This is a genomic window from Pseudomonas sp. LB3P25, from assembly GCF_054897985.1.
This window is the reverse complement of record NZ_CM142711.1, coordinates 889,042-910,679: the sequence shown is the minus strand read 5'-3', so window position 1 is coordinate 910,679 and position 21,638 is coordinate 889,042. Positions and strand designations below refer to the sequence as shown.

Annotated in this window: 14 protein-coding genes; 8 read left to right on the top strand and 6 right to left on the bottom strand. The window is 59.2% G+C overall.

Annotated elements, in window-relative coordinates; all coding sequences use genetic code 11:
* Positions 1-48: 48 nt before the first annotated feature.
* The 6 genes from ACYZTW_RS03965 to ACYZTW_RS03940 form a co-directional block, all read right to left on the bottom strand.
* The gene (locus ACYZTW_RS03965; RefSeq protein WP_462003824.1) at positions 49-7,140 is read right to left on the bottom strand and encodes a TcdA/TcdB pore-forming domain-containing protein; all 7,092 of its coding nucleotides are present in this window, start codon (positions 7,138-7,140) and stop codon (positions 49-51) included.
* 514 nt (positions 7,141-7,654) lie between these two features.
* Positions 7,655-9,358, bottom strand: a complete 1,704-nt coding sequence (gene cobJ / locus ACYZTW_RS03960; protein WP_462003823.1) for a precorrin-3B C(17)-methyltransferase — start codon at positions 9,356-9,358, stop codon at positions 7,655-7,657.
* Entirely contained in the window at positions 9,358-10,089 is a 732-nt protein-coding gene (locus ACYZTW_RS03955) for a precorrin-2 C(20)-methyltransferase (RefSeq protein ID WP_033053597.1), read from the bottom strand. The genes cobJ and ACYZTW_RS03955 overlap by 1 nt, the downstream gene beginning before the upstream one ends.
* Positions 10,089-10,715 (bottom strand): precorrin-8X methylmutase, encoded by a 627-nt coding sequence (locus tag ACYZTW_RS03950; RefSeq protein ID WP_462003822.1) that lies wholly within the window; start codon positions 10,713-10,715, stop codon positions 10,089-10,091. The genes ACYZTW_RS03955 and ACYZTW_RS03950 overlap by 1 nt, the downstream gene beginning before the upstream one ends.
* Positions 10,708-12,078 (bottom strand): precorrin-3B synthase, encoded by a 1,371-nt coding sequence (gene cobG, locus ACYZTW_RS03945; RefSeq protein WP_462003821.1) that lies wholly within the window; start codon positions 12,076-12,078, stop codon positions 10,708-10,710. The genes ACYZTW_RS03950 and cobG overlap by 8 nt, the downstream gene beginning before the upstream one ends.
* Positions 12,079-12,154: 76 nt before the next feature.
* Entirely contained in the window at positions 12,155-12,805 is a 651-nt protein-coding gene (locus ACYZTW_RS03940; protein WP_462003820.1) for a hypothetical protein, read from the bottom strand.
* 271 nt (positions 12,806-13,076) lie between these two features.
* Between ACYZTW_RS03940 and cbiE the strand changes: the two genes are divergently transcribed.
* From cbiE to ACYZTW_RS03900, 8 genes are all read left to right on the top strand, one after another.
* A complete protein-coding gene (cbiE, locus tag ACYZTW_RS03935; RefSeq protein WP_462003819.1) occupies positions 13,077-14,288 on the top strand; it encodes a precorrin-6y C5,15-methyltransferase (decarboxylating) subunit CbiE in 1,212 nt (403 codons plus the stop codon).
* On the top strand, positions 14,281-15,378 hold the full coding sequence (locus ACYZTW_RS03930) for a cobalt-precorrin-5B (C(1))-methyltransferase (protein WP_462003818.1): 1,098 nt from the start codon (positions 14,281-14,283) through the stop codon (positions 15,376-15,378). Before cbiE ends, ACYZTW_RS03930 begins: the two co-directional genes overlap by 8 nt.
* Entirely contained in the window at positions 15,375-16,103 is a 729-nt protein-coding gene (locus ACYZTW_RS03925; RefSeq protein ID WP_462003817.1) for a cobalt-precorrin-6A reductase, read from the top strand. The genes ACYZTW_RS03930 and ACYZTW_RS03925 overlap by 4 nt, the downstream gene beginning before the upstream one ends.
* 304 nt (positions 16,104-16,407) lie before the next feature.
* Positions 16,408-16,806, top strand: coding sequence for a DUF2946 domain-containing protein (locus ACYZTW_RS03920; protein ID WP_462003816.1), 399 nt, complete (start codon positions 16,408-16,410; stop codon positions 16,804-16,806).
* Positions 16,807-16,854: 48 nt separating this feature from the next.
* Positions 16,855-17,334, top strand: coding sequence for a copper chaperone PCu(A)C (locus ACYZTW_RS03915; protein WP_462003815.1), 480 nt, complete (start codon positions 16,855-16,857; stop codon positions 17,332-17,334).
* Between the two features lie 20 nt (positions 17,335-17,354).
* A complete protein-coding gene (locus tag ACYZTW_RS03910) occupies positions 17,355-17,807 on the top strand; it encodes a DUF2946 domain-containing protein (protein WP_462003814.1) in 453 nt (150 codons plus the stop codon).
* A gap of 84 nt (positions 17,808-17,891) precedes the next feature.
* Entirely contained in the window at positions 17,892-20,009 is a 2,118-nt protein-coding gene (locus ACYZTW_RS03905; protein WP_462003812.1) for a TonB-dependent copper receptor, read from the top strand.
* Positions 20,010-20,136: 127 nt separating this feature from the next.
* Positions 20,137-21,516, top strand: coding sequence for a PepSY-associated TM helix domain-containing protein (locus ACYZTW_RS03900; protein WP_462003811.1), 1,380 nt, complete (start codon positions 20,137-20,139; stop codon positions 21,514-21,516).
* Positions 21,517-21,638: the final 122 nt, after the last annotated feature.

Below are 21,638 nucleotides of genomic sequence, written 5' to 3'. Positions count from 1 at the left end.
ACATCGGACGAATAGATCGCCCGATGCCATGTCGCCTTAATTAGATATTTAAACCTGCGCCAAATGCTGTTCCGTCGACACAACCCAAGCCGATGCCAATAGTTGTTTTAATGCCACACTGGCCGGAGGGCTCTTTTGCGCCAATAACGGAGTCACTATTTTCGATACAGCGAAAGACGGATACCCCTTGATCGATATATATACATCGCCCCGCACATTGACATCGTTCGAACAGACGCCTCGCACGATCAAACTGTGCCCGCTGTCGGAATCAACAATCACCAAGTGCTCATCGACCCGGCTCACCCACAACTGATCCGCAACCACGACATCCCAGATCAGTTTTCCCGGAATCGAAGGCGGGTGATCGAGTGAATAGCGGCAATCGACAATGACCGATTCGAGTTTCAACCACGCTGCTCTGGTTAATCGACTGGTCGTTGAACCTTGACCCATTTTGAGCACCAGGATACTGACATCATCGGCAATCATCGGCAGCAGGTCGTTGCCCGTCTTCGGCCCTTCAACCACCAATACTTCGGCGTTTCGCTCGATATAGTCGAGCGGTCCGACCCTGTTATTTTGCGGATAGGTGTGCAAAAAACCGTCCCCGCGCTCGTGCAGCATCACATTGGTTTGGTCCCGGGTGCCCACCAGCGCGTATTGCTCAGCAATGGCAGCCTTCGGAATACGGATCAACCGCCCGGTTCGGACCACATACCACTGCAGGTTGTCGGGGTCTTTGACGGACAGAAAATCGGCACATCGATGTTCGTTCGCCAGCGCCGCCAGACCTTCACTCAATGCACCTTCCCGTGCAGCGACCCAAAGGCTGTCAACGCCCGTAATCCGTGCCGGTTCATTGTGCTGTAAATCCACCTCCACGCCTTCAAGCGTCGTGGCCTTCAGGCCAGTGCCCTCCACCGTTACGTCGCTAAAAGTCCAGGTCGCCCATTCCTGCACTGGGGCAGGCAATGCCTCTGCCACTAACAGTTTCGTTCCCTGGGCAAATGCCGCGCTCAAGTAGTCCGCATCGATGAAACCCTGGCGGACAATCTTGCCGGTCGAACGATCAAACAGCCAGGCGGCTTGGTTGTCCGGGGTAATACTCAACAACCGTACTTCTTTGCCGTGCCCCATTTCAGCGAGTAGCAACCGATCATCCAGGTACCAGGCACACAAACCGGCCTCGCCCTTGAAACCGGACAAGCCCAGGATGGCAAAACTCGGCACCGGATACTGCGATGCCACCGATGCCAGCGCCGACCACCACTGAGCTCGATTCTTGAACCAGTGCTCGGTCAGCCCGCCAAATCGCAAATGCCCATCCGGCGTCATATTAAAGAACAGGCCAGCGTCGGTCAGCGCGAGATAACCCTGCTCAACGGCGACAACATTTTTCAGTCCCAGAGGGGCGATTTCGCTGGAAGACCATTGTGCGCGACCCTCCACCATCGACCTTTGTTGTCGCACGAGACTTGCGTAAGGCTTGTCGTAGGTCACGAACACTTCGCCCTCGGCACCGGCGGGAGCGATAAGCAGAAGCTCATTCAAGTCCTTGATCGAATCCTTCCATCCCCGCGCATGGTGACGCCGGGCAGGCGCACGGATGATCAACCCGTCACCGTCGCGCACCCAGACCAGATCCCGCCACTTGGCATCAATCTGCCAACAAATCGAAACCAGTGCACCGGGACGCCAGTTCACTGTGTTGGCGGACGCTGCCGGCAACACATAGTCGCCCAGTACCTGCTTCCAGTCCGTCAGCGTGTCAGCCTCCAAAACGGCCTGCAATGCAGGGTCCTGACCGCGGGTGATCGAGCTGAGCGCCACTGCCCGGTCATGGATCAGGTAGGTCAGCTCATCGTGCTCGCCTCCCTCTCGAGTGAGCTGCTGCACGATCTGAATGCCGCCATTGGCCACGGCCTCACAGCGGACAATCGTCAGGCCATCTCTTACAAGCAAACGATAGCGCTGAACCAGAGTGCCGGTGATCGCATCGACCTGCCAGACATCGAAACTCTCGGGGTGATAGAAGTAGGCCGAGTTCTCCAACACCGCGCCCAATATCGCCTCATCGGACAACACGACACTCGCGTCGCGGATATACAGAAAACGATCCTGAGCTGAATCGTAATACGCGGCCACCGTCCTCGGTTCGTCCGGCTTCTCAAACGGCACCACAAAGTCATGAACGCGGGTATAAGGCATGGCCAGGCGATGCTCACGAGCCAGTGACTTGAAATGATCCAGCAATGCTTGCTCCCCGAGGGCCGGATCGGCTTGTTCTTCCATGAGCTCGAGCCGACGGGCTACAAGATCAACGCGCATGAGTTTGTTACCCGCCAGCTTGAGCAACACATCGTGTACGCCACTGCCACTGAACTTCATATCCAACGTGCTTGAAACAAGGCGCCCCGCCGGTTCTATCTGGATGTCTGCCTCATTCAGCCAGGGAGCCAACAGCAACCAGCGCATCGCGGTGTGTCCCGGCGCGTCCAGTTCGAGGCTCACACCCGGGTTGAGCTGCACGGAACATTGCGCACCTGCACCTTCAATCCTGTAGGTGATCAGGCTATGCCACATTTTGGGCAGAGCAGGGACCGCCAGCGAGCGCTCGACATTATCGAGACGAACATTGAATACCGTGGGTTTATAGACCGGGTTCAGCTTGTTGACGACATACTCACCAGGAAAAGAGTAAAACGAAAACAGGAACTGCCATTGCCCCTGTTGGTTCTTTTTCTCCAGGCGTCGCGCCGTATCGAACCCATGGGCATGACGAAACGTGACAAAAGGCAACAACTTGTATTCATAGCCGTACCAGGTCTTGGGTGTGCAAGGCAGAACGATTGTCTGCCTCGCCTGCGGTGAGAAACGCGCCGAGTCTGGCAAACCAAGTCCCTGGCGAATATCAGTGGCAGATGCGTAGTTCACATCGAAATCCGGAACCCCGAAATGATCCCGAAGCGGGAACAGTTTCGGACTGTCGAAATGAACGGTGGATGCGTGCAAATCCACTTCGGCGAAGACCGTCAAGGGATGCGCAATCCAGGCATTCGACGCCTTGTCCAGATGATAGCCGCCCTGCAGATAAGCCTCTTCCACCCCCTCAAAAAACAGGCCGACCTCTTTGGCCTCCTCGGCAATGGTGGCAAAGCCTTCGGCCAGCGCAGCAACGCCCACTGCCAGCCCACTCAGAATCACCCCGGCGCCGCCCAGCACCGCAGCCGCTGTACCCGCGCCAGCCAGTGCCGCCCCCAGCCCGGCTGCGCCCAACACCGCACTCGCGGAATCGAACGCCAACTGCGTTCCGAACTGCGCCTTTTCAATGTCATTGGTGGCATGGCTCAACTGATAAATATCAAACCCGACATTCACCAACCCCAACACCGTGCCGACGCCTTCATTGGCGACATGCCCCAAAGCCTTTTGCACTAAAGGTGCGCTGGTGCGGGCGATCAGCTTTTCATCGTCCAGTGCCTGACGCACCAGTTTCACAATGCCAATCACATCCACCACGTTGCCATGGGCCAGTTGGGCGTAGTTGACATAGGCATGCAGGCGAATAGCGGTGGTCAGAGCCTTATCACCTCCGCTGGCCGCGCTCTCATGATGCCGCAGCGCGTTCATCAGAGCCTGGATGGTGAACCCGGCATTGAGCGTATGAACGCTTCCGGCGTCCGTCGGATCAAGCGAATGGGCTGGTGCTGGTGCTCGCGGTCGAGCGGCCAACGTATGGAAGGTTTCCGAGAGAAAGTTTTTTATCCTCAGGAGTCGATGGTCCTCAGAGATCACACGCACAATGGTCTTCGCGGAATCAGTGTTGACCAGACTGATTTTGTAAGCGCCTGTCGGGGTTATCTCCAGTGTCTCGAACAACGCGACAGCGCCCGACGCCAGCCCGTGTTGCTCCTGCAATTGCCGTGTCGCCTGCGCGATCTGCCCGCCCCACCAGTGCGCGTCCAATTCCAGCAATGAACTGCCCAGGGCCGCATTGTTGACCAGCGATCGCCCACGTGTTATGGCCACGCGTTGCCGAACCCTGGGCAGCGCTTGCTCTGGCAAAGCACCTGGCTCGGACAGGCTTGATACCTCACTGCCGGATGCAAGCACGATCTTGTTCAGTTTGGCGCCATCGAGCTCGATCAGATCAAAGGTCGGCCGTTGTGCATCGCCAAAAGCTGCGTAATGCGTGGCCATTTGTTTGCGCAGGAAAAAGTGCGTCAACGCGTCACTGAACGCCAACGACGTAACAACCTCGAAGATCCCCAAATTCGGGTCGTAGAGCAGATAAACGCTGTGCTCGCCTTCGAAGATTTTCGCCACCAGCATCGAGTGATTGTCCGAATTGAGCATCACGGAAGTGCTGGCCGTTTTTTCTTCCAGTATCGCCACGACCTGAGCCAGATCAGAGCGCATCAATGGCTTGCCTATGTCATTGACAGGTGCGTCACGCAACTCCTCGATCATGCTCACAAACGCCTTTGAATCCCCGGCCTCTGGTTCGGTGACGGCCAGGTAAAAGCGTTCTCTCAAGGTGTTTGCCGCCGTGTTGCCTTTGTGGAGCGCTGCCGCCATGGCCAGCGCCAGTGGGTAACAGCGTCCGGCAACCCGGTCACCCGCGCCTTCGAGCAGCAAGTCCTGCGGCACCATTTTGAAACTGCCGTGATCGAAGCTCTCCAACACTTCACCGATTCGTTCGCCGATCCGGTCGCGGTATTCGAGCTTCGCCACTTGCTGAATTCTGGCGACCGAACGTCCCCACTCCTGCAGGGTCAGCGGACGTCCGAGTGCCTGTTTCTTGAGTTCAACACTCGTTTCGGACAAGGCCACAGGCGGGTTGGAAGCACGCGTCAACCCGGCAAGGAAAGCCGGATGACTTTGCTTGAACAACTCCCGCTCAATGGCCCCGTAACGGTGGATGAGTCCCAACTCCGACATCGTATTGGCAAGGTTTTCAAGCGTTGCACTGGCGGCATCAAAATGCTGGTTATCCAGGGCGTTGACCCCCAATAGCCCACCCAACAACAGACGTTGCAGCGGGTTTAGTTTCACGGTGAGCAGTGGGTCTTTGGCGACCTGGCTCAGCAGCTCATCCACCGACAGATTTTGCGTCGCCGCGTCCGGGAGGGATGCCGGGGGGCGGATGTTGGCGTCCTGGGCAATGATCGCTTGCCGGTCATCGAAGCTCAGGGACAACGGCTTTTCAAACGTCACGCTGCCGTTGTGGCGCTGGCTCATTGCCTGGCGAAATGGCTCACCGAGATCATCGGCCAGTTGCTGCAACAGATCGGTGATCAACACATGACGATCTTCGATCACCGGCCAGCCTTCTTCGAAATCAATACGCTGGTACTTGAGCAGCTGTGTGACATCGCCGGCATAGCGGGTTTTGTACTTGCCATCCTGCCAGTGCTTTTTTTCATCAACCAGCCATTGATACGAGTTACCCTCGGCCACTTTCCAGGAGTGGTCCTGCTCTTCTTCGGTAAAGCGATTAACGCTGTCCGGGAGTATTGCCTCCGCGTTCCAGCGTTCGATCATTTCGACGGAGTAGGGCATTTTCTGAGCATTCGCCATGCCGTGACGTACTGCAGCAGGCCCCGTCATGTAGATGGTGCTGTCACCATCCGGAAGGATGCCATCGCCAAAATAACCGACGACTCCTTTCATTAAGTTTTCCACCGCGTGCTCTTCCAGCTCCGGCAACTGTTCCTTAGCACCAAAACGTTGAAGCGCAACTCCACTCGCCATCTCGATCATCGCCTCGACATCCGTCAAGGGGATGGCATTCTTGATGGCCTGTTGGGTAACGTTGTCGAGAAAATCATAATTGGCTCTGAAACGATCGCGCACCGCTTCCAGCGTTTGCGAACCTGCGTGCGCCATCAGAAACGCATTGTTCAGACTGTTCGAATCGAGTACTGCCCGCAAACCATCGGGGCGTACAAGACGTTCACGGGGGGCAATAAAAACGTCATTGAGCGAGGGGCTGCTTTTGGCAAATTGTTCTAATGCTGCACGATGCGCCTGCGGGATACTCTCGACATGGCTTGAATATTTGCTTGCCTGTCGGCCCGGCATCCACTCCGGATTCTGATCAAGCAGCAACTGCAAAACACCCAAACGAGCATTTGGGTTAAATTGACTTATATCTACGCTTCCCAGTGTATTGGCGAGCGGCGGCAAGTTATCGACATCGGAGTACACGCCTCCTTCGGCTAACAGCACCTCGACACGCACAACATCAGAGGCCGCCGCAAGGTTTCCCCGCAATCCGATTTCACGCTCGTAGATATCGCTCAACCGAAACAACGACTTATCAGCCCTCACATCCCGAAGTTCTAAACCTTCAATGGAAATACTTTGAAGATTTTTATCTCGCAATGCTTTCAGCGCGACTTCATCCTGGCCGTAGCCGCGCACCAGAAGATCAATTCTTGCCTCGTCGGCTGTGCCGCCTTTTTCTACGGTCTCCTGGATATGCGCAAACATCTGAGTCTTGAGTACGATTGCGCGTTCTTCGTACAGGTTTGAAAGCGCCTGTGGATCGCTAACCGTTTGCCCCCCTTGAGCCATCGCATCTGCTTTTACCGTCTCGACAATGACCCGAGTGGTTTCGTGGGCAAGCAGTGCATCACGGTCATACCAAAGTTTCAGCGTATAGCCCTGACGGGCCAGAACCTGCCTCCATACGTTGATGTAGTCGCGCTGAATATTCCCCACTCCCCCTCCCAGCCAAACGAAGTGAAGATTCTTCGGCACGTCGACGGGGGTGGATTGGAGTAACGCGACATGACTGTTTAATCGCCCTTGAAACGCTTCGACCCGCTCGTAAATCTCCGTCAGATCGGGTGCCTGGCCGGCACCGGGACTGACCGACAACTCCAGCTCCGAGGCGCGCCGACGACGTAGTTCAGACCCGGGTAACGATGCCAGAGCCTCCTTGAGTAACCCGATCGGCTCCCGTTGCCGTTCAGGCTTGAGCGTATCGATACACGCAAAGTAATAACGTATGACCGCCTCATACTCTGGAGTCTCATTGAAGTCCTTTAGAGCGGTTTCAAGTTCAACCAGTTTAAAAAGTTCGACGAATTCCTTGTACCCGGCCGCAGCCCTGCCATCCACATAGTTCATAACGCGTTACATCCTTGCAATCGATTAAATTTAATAAGGAAATATCCACACGCAAAGCGACACGACCGACAGATAAATTCGGACATTATTTCAACTTCGTAATTAAATGTGAAAAGCACTCAAGAAAGAACCAAACACTATTGAGAAAACAACAATCACCCAATGGCATCAGCCCTCACCAGACCAAAAAACACTAAATGATAAAACCCCAAACTTCAACCGCACACCCAGGCAATTAATTAATTACACTTAAACTCATAGCGCAAATGTAACTATTAGTCTTTCACCCTAAAACACTCTTATTATCTGCATACATCAAGAAAGACCAAGGCCTCTAACGACTGTTTCAGAACATGAAGACAACAGAAGTAAAATAACTGATGCGCGGGCACAACAATTCAACGCTCGCGGCGTCGATTTCCGACGTCAAGACGAACGTGTTTCCAGTGCTTGTCAGTGAAAAATCTTACATATTCGAGGGGCAGTGGCGGCCAGCGGAACTGACCGCCATGGCTCAATTGGCCGGTTTTTCGCCGTACCAGCGCGGCGTATACACCCACTCGCCACCCTCGGCACGAGGGAATACGCAGGTGGTGGACGAACCGATCAGCACCATGGTGCGCATGTCCACCTGGTCCGGGGTCAGTTCGCCGAGCGTGGTGACCCGCAGCGTCTGGCCAGGACGGCCAATATCGCGACCCAGCACTACCACCGTTTCCGGCGTGCGATGCCGGCCGACGATTTCCAGCGCCTGGCCGAGTTGCCACGGCCGCGCGCGGGAGATCGGGTTGTAGAACGCCAGCGCCAGGTCGGCTTCGGCGGCCAAGTCCAGACGCTTCTCGATGATTGACCAGGGTTTGAGGTTGTCCGACAGCGACATCACGCAGAAGTCGTGACCCAGCGGAGCACCGGCCTGCGCAGCCGTCGCCAGCGAGGCCGAGACACCCGGAAGAATCTCCAGATCGACGCTGTGCCAGCTCGGCTCACTCGACTCATGCAACGCTTCAAGCACCGCCGCCGCCATGGCGAACACGCCGGGGTCACCGGACGACACCACGATCACCGAACGGCCTTGCGCCGCCAGCTCGAAGGCGTGGCGGGCACGCTGCATCTCTTCGCGATTGTCGGTGCAATGCAGCACTTGATCGACCCGAAACGGCCCGGCCATGCGCACGTAGGTTTCATAACCGAGCACATCGGTGGCCCTGGCCAGTTCGGCCTTGACCGCTGGCACCATCAGTTCGGCGGCACCCGGGCCCAGACCGATCACCGCCAGACGACCGCGCGCACGACCGATCTGCGAAAGGTCCAGCGGCTGGCCGGCTACCGCGATGGCGATGTCTTTGTCAGTCCAGACGACGCTAGCGTTCGGTACGGTCTCGCGGGTCAGTTCGCTGACGCCACCGCTAACCGACGCAAACCGCAGCGGCACGCCCAGCTCAAGCGCCGCTTCGCGCAATGCCGCACTGGCCATGTCCAGATCGTTGGCCAACAGACACGCCACCGATTGCACGGCGATGTTCGCCTGATGCAGGGCCGCGCGAATCGCGCCTGGCAGATCTGTCACCTCGCCGCTCACCGCCACCAACACGTTGCGCGGGTAGATCATCAATTCATTGGCTGCCGGTGTCCTCTCGGCATGGCCGACATGGATCGACAGATGCGCTTGAGGATCTTCCGGCAACTGCGCCTGCACTAGCCACGGCGCAGCACCTTCGACGCGTACGCTTTGGCCAGCGAGCAAATCCGAGACGAAACGCTTGCCCAGTTCCAGATCGCCGAGGGCGTAACCGCTGGGTGGATTGAGCAGGCAGGTGCCGAAGCGCAATTCACCACTGGTGGTGATTGCCGCTGCCACATCGAGACCGACGGCAATCTCGCGCGCCATGACGTTCACGCCACCGAGGCCACCGAGCAGCGGCACCACGGCGCTGCCGTCTTCAGCCACGGCCAGCACCGGCGGCTCGGCGCCTTTTTCCAGCAGAAGCGGGGCCAGTGTGCGGATCACGATGCCCGCCGCGCATAAGGCGATGATCGGCGTGTCTTGCTGATAGAACTCACGCAAGGTGGCGCCGAACTCGTGATAGACACAGTCCGCGCCTTGCACTCGTTCGGCGAGGCCGTGAATCAACGCGCCGGGGTACACCTGCTGGATCCTGCGCGCGGTCGCGAGGCTGCCATTGCCCAGAATGACAATCGCCGGAACTGGACGGGCCATCAGCCTTGCCACCTTTCGCCGGGCACAATGATCAGCGAGAAGTAGGGCGAGGACATCGGCTCAACCTGATCCAGCGGGACGATTTTCTGGTTGGCCATGGTCGCGCGTTCAACGTACAGCGCACGCTCCGCCAGACCGAGTTCTTCGAGCACCTGACGGACCTTGGGAAAGTTGCGCCCCAGCTTCATGATCACGGCGGCATCGGCATCGGCCAGACGACGCTTGAGATCGTCGGCGGGCAATACACCCGACAGGACCGACAAACTCTGATTGCGATACACCAGCGGCGCGCCCAGCACCGAAGCGCCGCCGAGCATCGAGCAAACGCCCGGCACGACTTCGGCTTCATAGCGCTCGGCCAGCCGATCGTGCAGGTACATGTAGGAGCCATAGAAGAACGGATCGCCTTCGCAGATCACCGCCACGTCACGGCCAGCGTCCAGGTGCGCAGCCAGTTCTTCGCCGGCCGCATCGTAGAAATCGCTGATCACTTGTTCATACGACAGCGGCGCCGGCAACGCTTCGGTGGTCACCGGATACACCAGCGGCAGCAGCGTTTGCGCGTCCTGCAAATGCGCCTCGATGATGCCGAAGGCGTTGCCCTTTTTGCCCTTGGCGACGAAGTATGCCACCACCGGCGATTCGCGCAGCAGGCGCAGGGCTTTGACGGTAATCAGTTCCGGATCACCGGGGCCGACGCCCAGGCCGATCAAGCGTCCAGGTTGCTGCATCATTCGATCTCCGTGGCGAGGGCATTGACGGCGGCGGCGGCCATGGCGCTGCCGCCCAGCCGGCCTTGCATGATGACGAAAGGCACGCCACGACTGTCGGCGGCGAGCGCTGCCTTGGATTCGGCGGCGCCGACAAAGCCCACCGGGAAGCCGAGAATCAACGCGGGCTTCGGTGCGCCCGCGTCGAGCATTTCCAACAGATAGAACAGTGCGGTCGGCGCGTTGCCGATCACCACCACACTGCCTTCCAAGTGCGGGCGCCATAGCTCCAGCGCAGCGGCGGAGCGGGTGTTGCCCAACTCGCGCGCCAGTTCTGGAACGCCGTCATCGCGCAGGGTGCAGATGACCTCGTTGTTCGCTGGCAAACGAGTACGGGTCACGCCTTCGCTGACCATCCGCGCGTCGCACAGAATCGGCGCGCCGGCGGCCAGCGCATCGCGCCCAGCCTTGCCCGCGCCTTCGGAAAATTGCAGCCCGTCGATGGCGTCGACCATGCCGCAGGCGTGGATCACACGGACCGCGAGTTTTTCCAGGTCGGCCGGAATACGCTCGAGGTTGGCCTCGGCACGAATGATCGCGAAGGAGTTGCGATAGATCTCCTGACCGTCGCGGATGTAATCAAGCATCAAGGGGACTCCGTGAGCGGGCGTCGAGCAAGGCTGCGACCGCTTCAATAGTAAGGTTGCGTGCGTGCAGCGCGCCGAAATTCGGCTGATCTGCATCGCGAAAATAGAGGTCGTAGTGACCGGGAGAAACCGCCAACAACGTGAGGGGTGCGATGTGTGCGGCCGCGCAGGAACGCGGGCAACCGGACAGATGCACGTTCAGCGTTTGGCCGTGACGTTGCAGCAGCGTCGCCAGTTGTCGGGCATCGCCCTTGGTGTCGGCCAACCCTTTGCCGCAACCCGTCGAGCCGGTGCAGGCGATCAGATGCGCCAAGGCATCGTCAGCCGAGCAACGCAGGCCGAGTTGTTCAAGGTTGTGGATAACTTGCGGCACATCGTCGCCATGAACACCGGGCAACAACAGGCTTTGCCAAGGGGTGAAACGCAGGCTGCCGTCACCCTGTTCACGTGCCAGTTGCGCGACGCCTCTGAGCATCGCGGGATTGAGACGGCCCAACGGCGGCACCGCGCCGATGTACACACGCTCGGCATCACACTGTTGATGAGCACCGATGTGCAGGACACCCGGGCTGACATCGCGCTGCCAGCCCGAAATGGACATCAACGGCACGCGCTCGGCCAGACGAGCGAGAAACCCGTCGAGCGAGCATTCAGCGAGTAAATGCCGCATGCGTGTCTGCTCGGGGCGCGCCAGGTCAAGAAACAACTCAAGCACCGCGACCACCAGCGCGTGGCCCTGCTCCAGTGACACCGCGCCCACTGGCGAGTCCACGGGACACCCCGCCAGACCGAATGCAAAAACCAGCTCGCCGTCTCGCTCAGTGGCGGACAACCACAGGTCATGGGGATGTTCGAGCATCGCCAAGCCTTCGCCGCCATCGAGTTGCACGGCGAACTTGGCACTCAGGTCGTGAAAGCGTTCATGGCTTTGCAGCGTGGCGAGGATCTTTTCGGCCAGCGGTCGCGTGTCGAACAGCATCTGCCGATCAATCCCGGCGCTCGGGCTGAGCATCAGGTTGCGCACATCGTCGCCAGCGGCGGTGCTTGGGCCCAACCCGGCAGCCATCAGGCCATCGATCATGGCGCCATGTTCACTGCCAATCCCGCGAATTTGCAGGTTGGCGCGGTTGGTCGCCTCGATCACGCCGCCGGCGAACCGCTCAGCTGCACTGGCCACCGCTTCGGCCTGGGCCGCACTGATCGAACCGCCATTCAACTTGATCCGGCAGATGCCACCGTCCAGCGCCTGGACGATACGCAACAACCCCGGGCAGGCCGAGGGACGTAACGAAGGTGAAAGCAGGCGTTCGTTCAAGGGATGACCGGCTGGCTGGAGGCGCTTTGGCGGGTGAAAGGTCGCCATTATGCCTGCTTTGCCTGCCGGTCGGAATCAATGGTCGTGTCGCAACCGGACTAATGAGCCATAAGCCTGACAACGCTTACAATTCATAGTCGATCAATTTGGCCGCAAGGGCTTCTACAGCTTTTTCCACTTCATTTCGGCGTGCGTCCATGACCCGGCGCGAGATTACGACCCGTCTGGCTCTGATGTCCAATTGAGTCAGTTTCTGCGTGACCATCCAAAACAGATAACCAGTGTTCAGGCTTGATTTGATAAACCTCACATGGGTATTCAACAGTTCCAGATCCCCGTTCTCGCAGTAACTGACCGGCGAGATTTTCAGGTCGAAGATCTTCCCACTGGCACCAAAAGTTCGCTGCAGAAGACTGGCGTGGCTCTCAAACTTTTCCAGTCCCTTTTCCACTTGTACAACTTTTTTCTGATCGAGAACGGGAGACGCGACTTTAAGCCAAGCCTGTTGTACGTTTCCCGAAAACTGAGGCTGGACGTACTCGACAACCGGCTTGTCAGCATAATTATCAGGCCGCCAACCATACTTCCAGAAAATATCCGTGAAGTAATCGATCCATTGCCCGGGCTGGGTGTCGCTGTTATACAAACTGTCTGCCCCCGTGCTGGCGAGGTATATGCAGTTCATTAAAAAATCATGATCCCCCTTCGACAGACCTTCAACGCCAACCAGCAAGATATTTCCCACAACGTTTGCGCTATGTTTTATTACATCCATAACATTCACTTCCATAGTTCTTGTGCCAACACTGACACTTGCACGAAGATTTTCGCAGCCACCATCCACTGATAACGCGACACCTATATAACCCGTCATTTTTATTTAACTTGAATGAAACTAACAGACTTGTGACACAGTAAAAAAATGGTTTTATCAACATTAAATTTCAAAGCCGCAACTTCTCTCAATGGCAAATAGACTCGCGCCTGATAACACTGGCCGCGTTATGATGCCGGCTTTGAATGTGAACACTGGGTTAAGGAACGGCATGGCACCCTGGCTGACGGTAATAGGCATCGGTGAAGACGGTTTCATGGGCTTGGGCAAAAACGCCCGGCGCACCCTGATGGGCGCCTCGCGGATTGTCGGCAGCCAGCGTCAACTGGATTTGTTGCCGGTGTGCATTCGCGGTGAACGCCAGTTGTGGCCGAGCCCGTTCTCTCTCACGCCAGTGCTGGAACGACGCGACGAAGCGGTGTGTGTGCTGGCCAGCGGTGATCCGATGTTCTACGGCGTCGGTGCCAGCCTCGCGCGTCAGGTGCCGAGTGCCGAGATGCTGATCCTGCCCGCGCCGTCCTCCTGCTCGCTGGCCGCCGCCCGGCTCGGCTGGCCGTTGCAGGACGTGGTGACGCTGTCACTGGTGGCCCGTCCACTGGCGGCGCTCAATGCGCAGTTGTTCAGCGGCGTGAGGTTGCTTCTGCTGAGCAATGACGGGCAGAGCCCGGCGGCTGTCGCGGCGTTGCTGCGCGAGCGCGGATTCGGCGCCAGTCGTCTGAGTGTTCTCGAACATCTGGGCGGCAGTGCCGAGCACCGCATCGACGGCACCGCCAATGACTGGAATGCCCCGTCCATTGCCGACCTCAATGTAATCGCCATCGAATGCCTGGCCGACTTGAATGCACCTCGCCTGTCTCGCCTCGCCGGGCTGCCCGACTCGGCGTTCGAGCATGATGGCCAACTGACCAAACGCGACGTGCGCGCCATCACCCTCGCCCGCCTCGCCCCGACGCCCGGCGAATTACTCTGGGATGTAGGCGCCGGCAGCGGCTCGATCGGCATCGAGTGGATGCGCGCCCACCCGAGCTGCCGGGCGCTGGCCATCGAAGCTGACGAAGGGCGGCAGCTGTTGATTGAACAGAACCGCGATGCCCTTGGCGTTCCCGGGCTGCAACTGGTTCGCGGCAGTGCACCGCTGGCCTTGGCCGGGCTCGAGCGTCCAGATGCGATTTTCATCGGTGGCGGCGTCACACGTGAGGGCGTGCTCGACACGTGCTGGGCTGCACTCAAACCCGGCGGCCGACTGATCGCCAACGCCGTCACGTTGCAAAGTGAAATGACCTTGATGGCCTGGCGCGAACAGCACGGCGGCGAGCTGACACGCATTCATATTGCTCAAGCGCAACCGTTGGGGGACTTTGATACGTGGCGTCAGGCGTTGCCGATTACCTTGCTGGAAGTGACGAAGCCTTTCGATGCGTGACGAAACTGCCGAACAACCCGCACCGCTGCGCAGCGGCCTGACCACCGGCAGCTGCGCCACCGCCACCAGTCTGGCGGCTGCATGTTTGTTGTTGGCTGGCACGCATTCGGACGCCGTGGAAATCGTCCTGCCCAAAGGCAAGCACGTGCAGATGCGTCTGGAGTTCTGCCGGTTGACCGACGACGGTGCCGAGGCCGGAACCATCAAGGACGCCGGGGACGACCCGGACGTGACTCACGGCGCCTTGCTCTATTCACGGGTGCGGCTGAATGCCGAACCGGGTGTTCGCTTCAATGCCGGTCGCGGCGTCGGTACGGTGACCCGGCCGGGGCTGGTGCTGGGCGTCGGCGAACCCGCGATCAACCCGGTGCCGCGCAAGATGATCACCGATCACTTGACCCTGCTGGCCGAGGAACTCGATTACCGCGGCGGTTTCGAGGTCACGGTGAACGTCGAAGGCGGTGAAGCGCTGGCCTTGAAAACCATGAACCCGCGCTTGGGGATTCTCGGCGGTTTGTCGATTCTCGGCACCAGCGGCATCGTCCGCCCGTTTTCCTGCGCGGCGTACATTGCCTCGATCCATCAGGGCATCGACGTCGCCAAAACCAACGGTTACCTGCACATCGCCGCGTGCACCGGCAATGCCAGTGAAGACACCATGCGCCGGGTTTACGACTTGCCGGAAATCGCCCTGATCGAAATGGGCGACTTCGTCGGCGCCGTGCTCAAACATCTGCGCAAAGTGCCTGTGGATAGACTCAGCCTCTGCGGTGGTTTCGGCAAGATCAGCAAACTGGCGGCCGGGCATATGGACTTGCACAGCCGGCATTCGAGCATCGACCTGCCGCAATTGGCTGAATGGGCCGCAGCGGTCGGTGCCGATGAAGCGTTGCAGCAAGGGATTCGCGAGGCCAACACCAGCCAGCAAGCATTGGCGATGGCCAGTGCTGCGGGGATCGCCCTGGGTGATGCGGTGTGTCAGCACGCGTTGGACTTTGCCCGCAGCGTGGTGCCGGCGCAGGTTCAGGTTGAAGTATTTGCCATCGATCGCCAGGGTGGGATTGTGGGTCATGCGGGAGCTTTTCAATGAAGCGTATTTTGCTGCTTGGCGGCGTGACCGAAGCCCTGGCCATTGCCCGCACACTTGGGCCAGAACATATCTATAGCCTGGCCGGTGTCGGACGCGTACCGACGGATTTGACCTGCCAGGTTCGCGTTGGTGGTTACGGCGGCGCTGAAGGCCTGGCGCAGTTCATTCGGGATGAAGGGATCGACCTGCTACTGGACGCGACCCATCCCTACGCCGCACAAATCAGCCAGAACGCCGCCACTGCCGCGCAGTTGAGCGGTATTGCCTGCTGGGCCTTGCGACGCCCAGCCTGGCAACCACAGGCTTGGGATGACTGGCGCGAAGTCAGCGACTGGGCCGAGCTGATCGAAGCGCTGAAACCGTTCCGGCGACCACTGTTCACCCTCGGCCGCGAACCCTTGCAGCATCTGCATGAAATACCGCCAGAGCAATTCTGGACCTTGCGTGCCCTGGACGTTTACCCCGGCAACGAACGCTGCGAAGTCATCGGCGCACGTGGGCCCTTTCTGATCGAGGACGAACGTGAACTGTTTGAACGTCGGCAGATTGATGTGCTGATCAGCAAGAACAGCGGCAGCACCGCGACCGAGCCGAAACTGGAAGTGGCACGGGAGCATGGGGTACCGGTGCTTGTTTTGCAGCGGCCGGTGTTGCCGGGGGTTGATCGGGAGTTTGGGGCGGTGACAGACGTATTGGCAGCACTAACCGCAGAATCCACCACATAACCTGTAGCAGCTGGCGAAGCCTGCGTTCGGCTGCGTAGCAGTCGTAAAATCAAACGCCTCGGTCTTTCAGGTTAATCGTGGTTGGAGGATTGACGACTGCTGCGCAGCCGAACGCAGCCTTCGGCAGCTGCTACAAAATTGTGTGATGGCTGATCCGCACGGCACTGGCAATCCGTAATTCACGACTATCATGAAGGCTATGGAGCATGGCGCTGCGACACCACACCGCACGCCGCTTTTTTACTTATCGGCCCTGATCAGGCTAAATAACCGCGCCTGATCGCCCACCCACTGGATTTGTCCCATGTCCCGACAACGGCTCGCATTTGCCTGGATCGCCTGCTTCGCAGTGCTGTTCAACGTGCTCGCCATGCCGATGACCGGAGCGATGGCGCAGACGGCGAAATCGCCTGCCGTGCAGTTGCTGTGGGGCAGTTTCTGTTCGTCCAGCGGCACGAAGATGATGGCGATTTCCCTGGGCGATATCGAACAGAAAACCCCGCAGAGTGACGATCACTCCAACATGCAGCACTGCTGGTGCTGTTCAGGTTCCGCGCCACTGGTGGCGCTGCCCGGGCACATGCCGCAACTGTACCTTGCGCAGTTCGAGGCCAATCGAAGCCTGCCTCACGCCTCTCTCGATACACCGACACCACGCCAGCAATGGCCAAGTCTCAATCCTCGTGCTTCCCCTCTGGTGTGATTCCTTCTCGCAATTGACCTGCGTATTGAATCGTTCTGGAGAACTGCCATGTTGAACAAACTCATCGTCCTGGCTGTGTTGCTGCTGCCTGCCTGTTTTGCCAATGCTCACGAATACAAGGCCGGGGAGCTGGAGATCGCTCATCCGTGGTCGCAAGAGTTGCCACCCAATGCGCCAACAGTTGCGGCTTACTTCGTGATTCACAACAACGGTAAAACGGCTGACCGGCTGCTCAGTGTCGACTCGCCCATTGCAGGCGAAGCCCAGTTGCACGAGCACGTTATGCAAAACGATCTGATGAAAATGCAGCAGGTGCCGAGCGTCGACATTCCTGCCGGTGGCAACATCACCTTTGCGCCGATGGCCTATCACGTGATGCTGGTAAACCTGAAAGATCGCAGTCAGCTGAGCGATGGCAAGCGCTTCCCGCTGACGATGCACTTCGAGAAGTCCGGCGACGTGACGGTCGACGTCTCGGTGCAGAAGAAGCCGCCGGAAGGCATGCAGATACACGCCCACGCCCAGTAATCGACTGAGCAGAAAACGCCATGCGCCCGCTTAGCGCCAGGTCATCCGCACACCGTCGTCAGCCGTTAAGCCTGACGCGCGGCAGCTGGATCAGCCTGTTCGCCATGTTGATGATCTTTATCGGCCCGCTGATTTCCCAGTCGATGCCGATGGATCAACGCGCCTCGATGTCGATGTCGATGTCGATGTCGATGTCGATGAGCATGGACATGTCGGCGATGGAGCACGCCGACCACGACGCACAACCCGCTGCCGAACACTGCCCGCCAAAAGTCGCACATCACGCGCTCTGGGAAAAATGCGGCTATTGCAGCCTGCTATTCAATTGCCCGGCGCTGACCGGCGGCCAGTCCTTCGTCGCATTCGACACGCCAAAAGCCACCACTTTCACCACACCTTCCCCTCGCCTGGGCCACGCCCGGCAAACCTTCTTCCCCGGCGCCCGCACCCGCGCCCCGCCCATCGACGCGTAAACACCTACCTCCGATCTCACACGGTTTAGAAGACAGCCGCAGGCTGCCGGCCGTGTCGTTTACGACTGTTCGATGGAAATTGTCATGTCCAGGTTTTCTGCTGACACACGCTTGAGCGCTGCCCAAGCTTCTTTTGCCCCGAACGAATCCAGTATTCGTTTCAGGCACGCCACCGCCTTCTTTTGCGGTGCACTGCTGACACCTATGGTGCTGGCCGATGAACACGCGGGCCACAGTGAAGAACTGAGCCCGACGGTGATCACCGCCATCGCGCCGAGTTCACCGCTGACCATCGTCACCAACCCCAAGGATCCGCGCCAACCGGTGCCGGCCAGCGACGGTGGCGACTACCTGAAAACCATCCCCGGCTTCGCCCTGGTACGCAATGGCGGCACCAACGGCGACCCGGTGTTGCGCGGCATGTTCGGCTCGCGGTTGAACATCCTCACCAACGGCGGCCAGTTGCTCGGCGCCTGCCCCAGCCGAATGGACGCACCAACTTCGTACATCTCGCCGGAAACCTACGACAAACTGACCGTGATCAAAGGCCCGCAAACCGTGCTCTGGGGACCGGGCGCATCGGCCGGGACCATCCTCTTCGACCGTGAGCCGGAAAGCTTCGGCGAACTCGGCACCCGGGTGAACGCCAGCGTGCTGGCCGGCTCCGACGGCCGTTTTGACAAAGTGGTGGACGCTGCTGCCGGCGGGCCATTGGGTTACGTGCGAGTGATCGGCAACACCGCGCAGGCCGATGACTACCAGGACGGCAACAACGACACCGTGCCGTCGCGCTATGACAAATGGAACGGTGACGTGGCATTCGGCTGGACGCCGGACACCGACACCCTGCTGGAACTGACCGCCGGCAAGGGCGACGGCGAAGCGCGTTACGCCGGGCGCGGCATGGACGGCTCGCAGTTCAAGCGCGAAAGCCTGGGCCTGCGATTCGAAAGGTCGAACATCGGTGATGTGCTGGATAAGGTCGAGGCGCAGATCTACTACAACTATGCCGACCACGTGATGGACAACTACACCCTGCGCACGCCGTCCGGCACCGGAATGATGGCCGGTCCCATGGCCTCCAACGTCGACCGTCGAACCCTCGGCGCACGGATCAAAGCCACCTGGCGCTGGGCCGATGTGCAGTTGATCAGCGGCATCGATGCGCAGACCAGCGAACATCGCCAACGCAGCGCCATGGGCATCGACGTCTACAAGGATCTGCCGCGCAACAAGGACGCCGACTTTCACAACTACGGCGTGTTCAGCGAATTGACCTGGTACGCCGCCGACCGTGACCGGCTGATTACCGGCGCGCGACTGGACCGCGCTTCGGCCAAGGATTTCCGGCAGACCACTGGCTCCGGGATGATGGCGCGCCCTAACCCGACCGCCGACGACACCCGCGCCGACACATTGCCGAGCGGTTTCGTCCGTTACGAGCATGACCTGGCTGACAGTCCGACCACGCTGTATGCCGGCCTCGGTCACACCCAGCGTTTCCCGGATTACTGGGAGCTGTTTTCGCCGAACTCGGGGCCTGCCGGTTCGGTGAATGCCTTCGATTCGATCAAGCCTGAAAAAACCACCCAGCTCGACTTCGGCCTGCAATACAAAACCGAAGACCTCGAAGCCTGGGCCTCGGGTTACGTCGGGCAAGTGCGCGACTACATCCTGTTCAGCTACACGCCCGGGATGATGGGCATGACCTCGCAAGCACAGAACATCGACGCACGGATCATGGGCGGCGAATTGGGTGCGGCCTACAAGCTGACCTCCCACTGGAAGGCCGATGCGACCCTGGCCTACGCCTGGGGCAAAAACAGTAGCGACGGTAATGCACTGCCGCAAATGCCGCCGCTGGACGCGCGTTTCGGCCTGACCTACAGCGAAGACAACTGGAGCGCCGGGGCCTTGTGGAGGGTCGTTGCGGCGCAAAACCGCATCGACCAGAACAAGGGCAACGTCGTCGGCAAGGACTTCGACAAAACCTCGGGTTTTGGCGTGTTCTCGCTCAACGGTGCGTATCGGATCGACAAACACTGGAAGGTCAGCACCGGCGTCGACAACCTGTTCGGCAAGGCGTACGCCGAACACTTGAACCTGGCCGGCAACGCCGGTTTCGGCTACCCGGCCAATGACCCGCAAGCCATCAAAGAACCGGGGCGCACGCTCTGGACCAAAGTGGACATGAGCTTTTAAGAGCATCGCGGGCAAGCCCGCTCCCACATGAACAGTGTTGATCCTGTGGGAGCGAGCCTGCTCGCGAATGACTGCGCAGCAGTCACCAGACAACAACAAAAGACCCAAGCCAAGCGGAGCACAACCAATGAAACAGCCCAAAGTGAATTTCTACAACCTGGCCTGGCGCTGGCATTTCTATGCCGGTCTGTTCGTCGCGCCTTTCATGGTGATGCTGGCCCTGACCGGCATCATTTACCTGTTCAAACCGCAACTCGATCCGCTGATGTACGGCAGCCTGCTGAAGGTCCCGGCCGGGCATCACAGCGTCCCGGCCGATGACCTGCTCAAGCGGGTGAAAGAGGCTTACCCACAAGCCACGATCAAGCAGTATTTGCCACCGCTCAACGCCGAGCGCAGCGCGCAATTTGTCGTGCTCAATGGTGGTAACGAGCTCAACGTTTTCGTCGATCCCTACCAGGGCGACATCCTCGGCGAGCAAGACGCCAAAAAGAATCTGCAAGCGGTTGCGCGAGCCATTCATGGCGAGTTGATGATCGGCACCGTCGGTGATCGACTGATCGAACTGGCCGCCGGTTGGGGCGTGGTGTTGGTGGTCTCCGGCGTCTTTCTGTGGTGGCCGCGCGGCCAGGCGGCCGGCATCCTGTGGCCACGCTTGAGCAGTCGCGGTCGAGTGCTCTGGCGTGACCTGCACGCGGTGACCGGGTTCTGGGGCGCGTCGTTGCTGCTGGTGATGCTGCTCAGCGGCATGACCTGGACCGGGTTCTGGGGCAAGCAATACGCCGAAGTGTGGAATGTCTTTCCGGCAGCAATGTGGGACGACGTACCGAAGTCCGATGTCGAGGCCCGCAGCCTCAACACCGCCACTCGCCAGACCGTGCCTTGGGCGATGGAAAACACACCGATGCCGATGTCCGGCGACCACGCCGAACACATGGCCCACGGCGGTACGCAAACGGCCCCCGCCGCGCCGACCATCAGCTTGCAGGACGTGCAGAACATCGCTGCGCAACGCAAGGTCGAACCGGGCTACAGCATCACCTTGCCGACAACCGCCACCGGCGTGTTCACCATCGCGGTGTTCGCCGACGACCCGCGCAGCGACGCCACGCTGCATGTGGATCAGTACACCGGCGACGTCCTCGCCGACGTGCGCTACGCCCAATACGGTACCGTCGCCCGCGCGACGGAAATCGGCGTGATGCTGCACGAAGGTAAAATGTTCGGCGTGTTCAACCAGATCATCGTGCTGCTGATCTGCCTGATGATTTTGCTCAGCGCCGTCAGTGGCGTGGTGATCTGGTGGAAGCGCCGTCCACAGGGAAAATTCGGTGTTCCGCCGCTGCGCCATGACCTGCCGAAATGGAAAACCGCGATGGTTATCATGTTTGCATTGGCGGTAGCGTTTCCGTTGGTGGGCGCTTCGCTGGTGGTGGTTTGGGTGCTGGACCGGGTGCTGCTGTCGCGATTCAATCGGCAAACTGAATCGGCCTCACCTTCATCATGAAACAGGCGAGATGCGCGGTTTAGAGGGATCTGTAGACTTCTGGCGTTTATCTCATAGTTATTTTTAGTGTTACTGTGTAACGCAATAATTATGTTCGGGCTCAAATCGCCCTTCGCGCACAG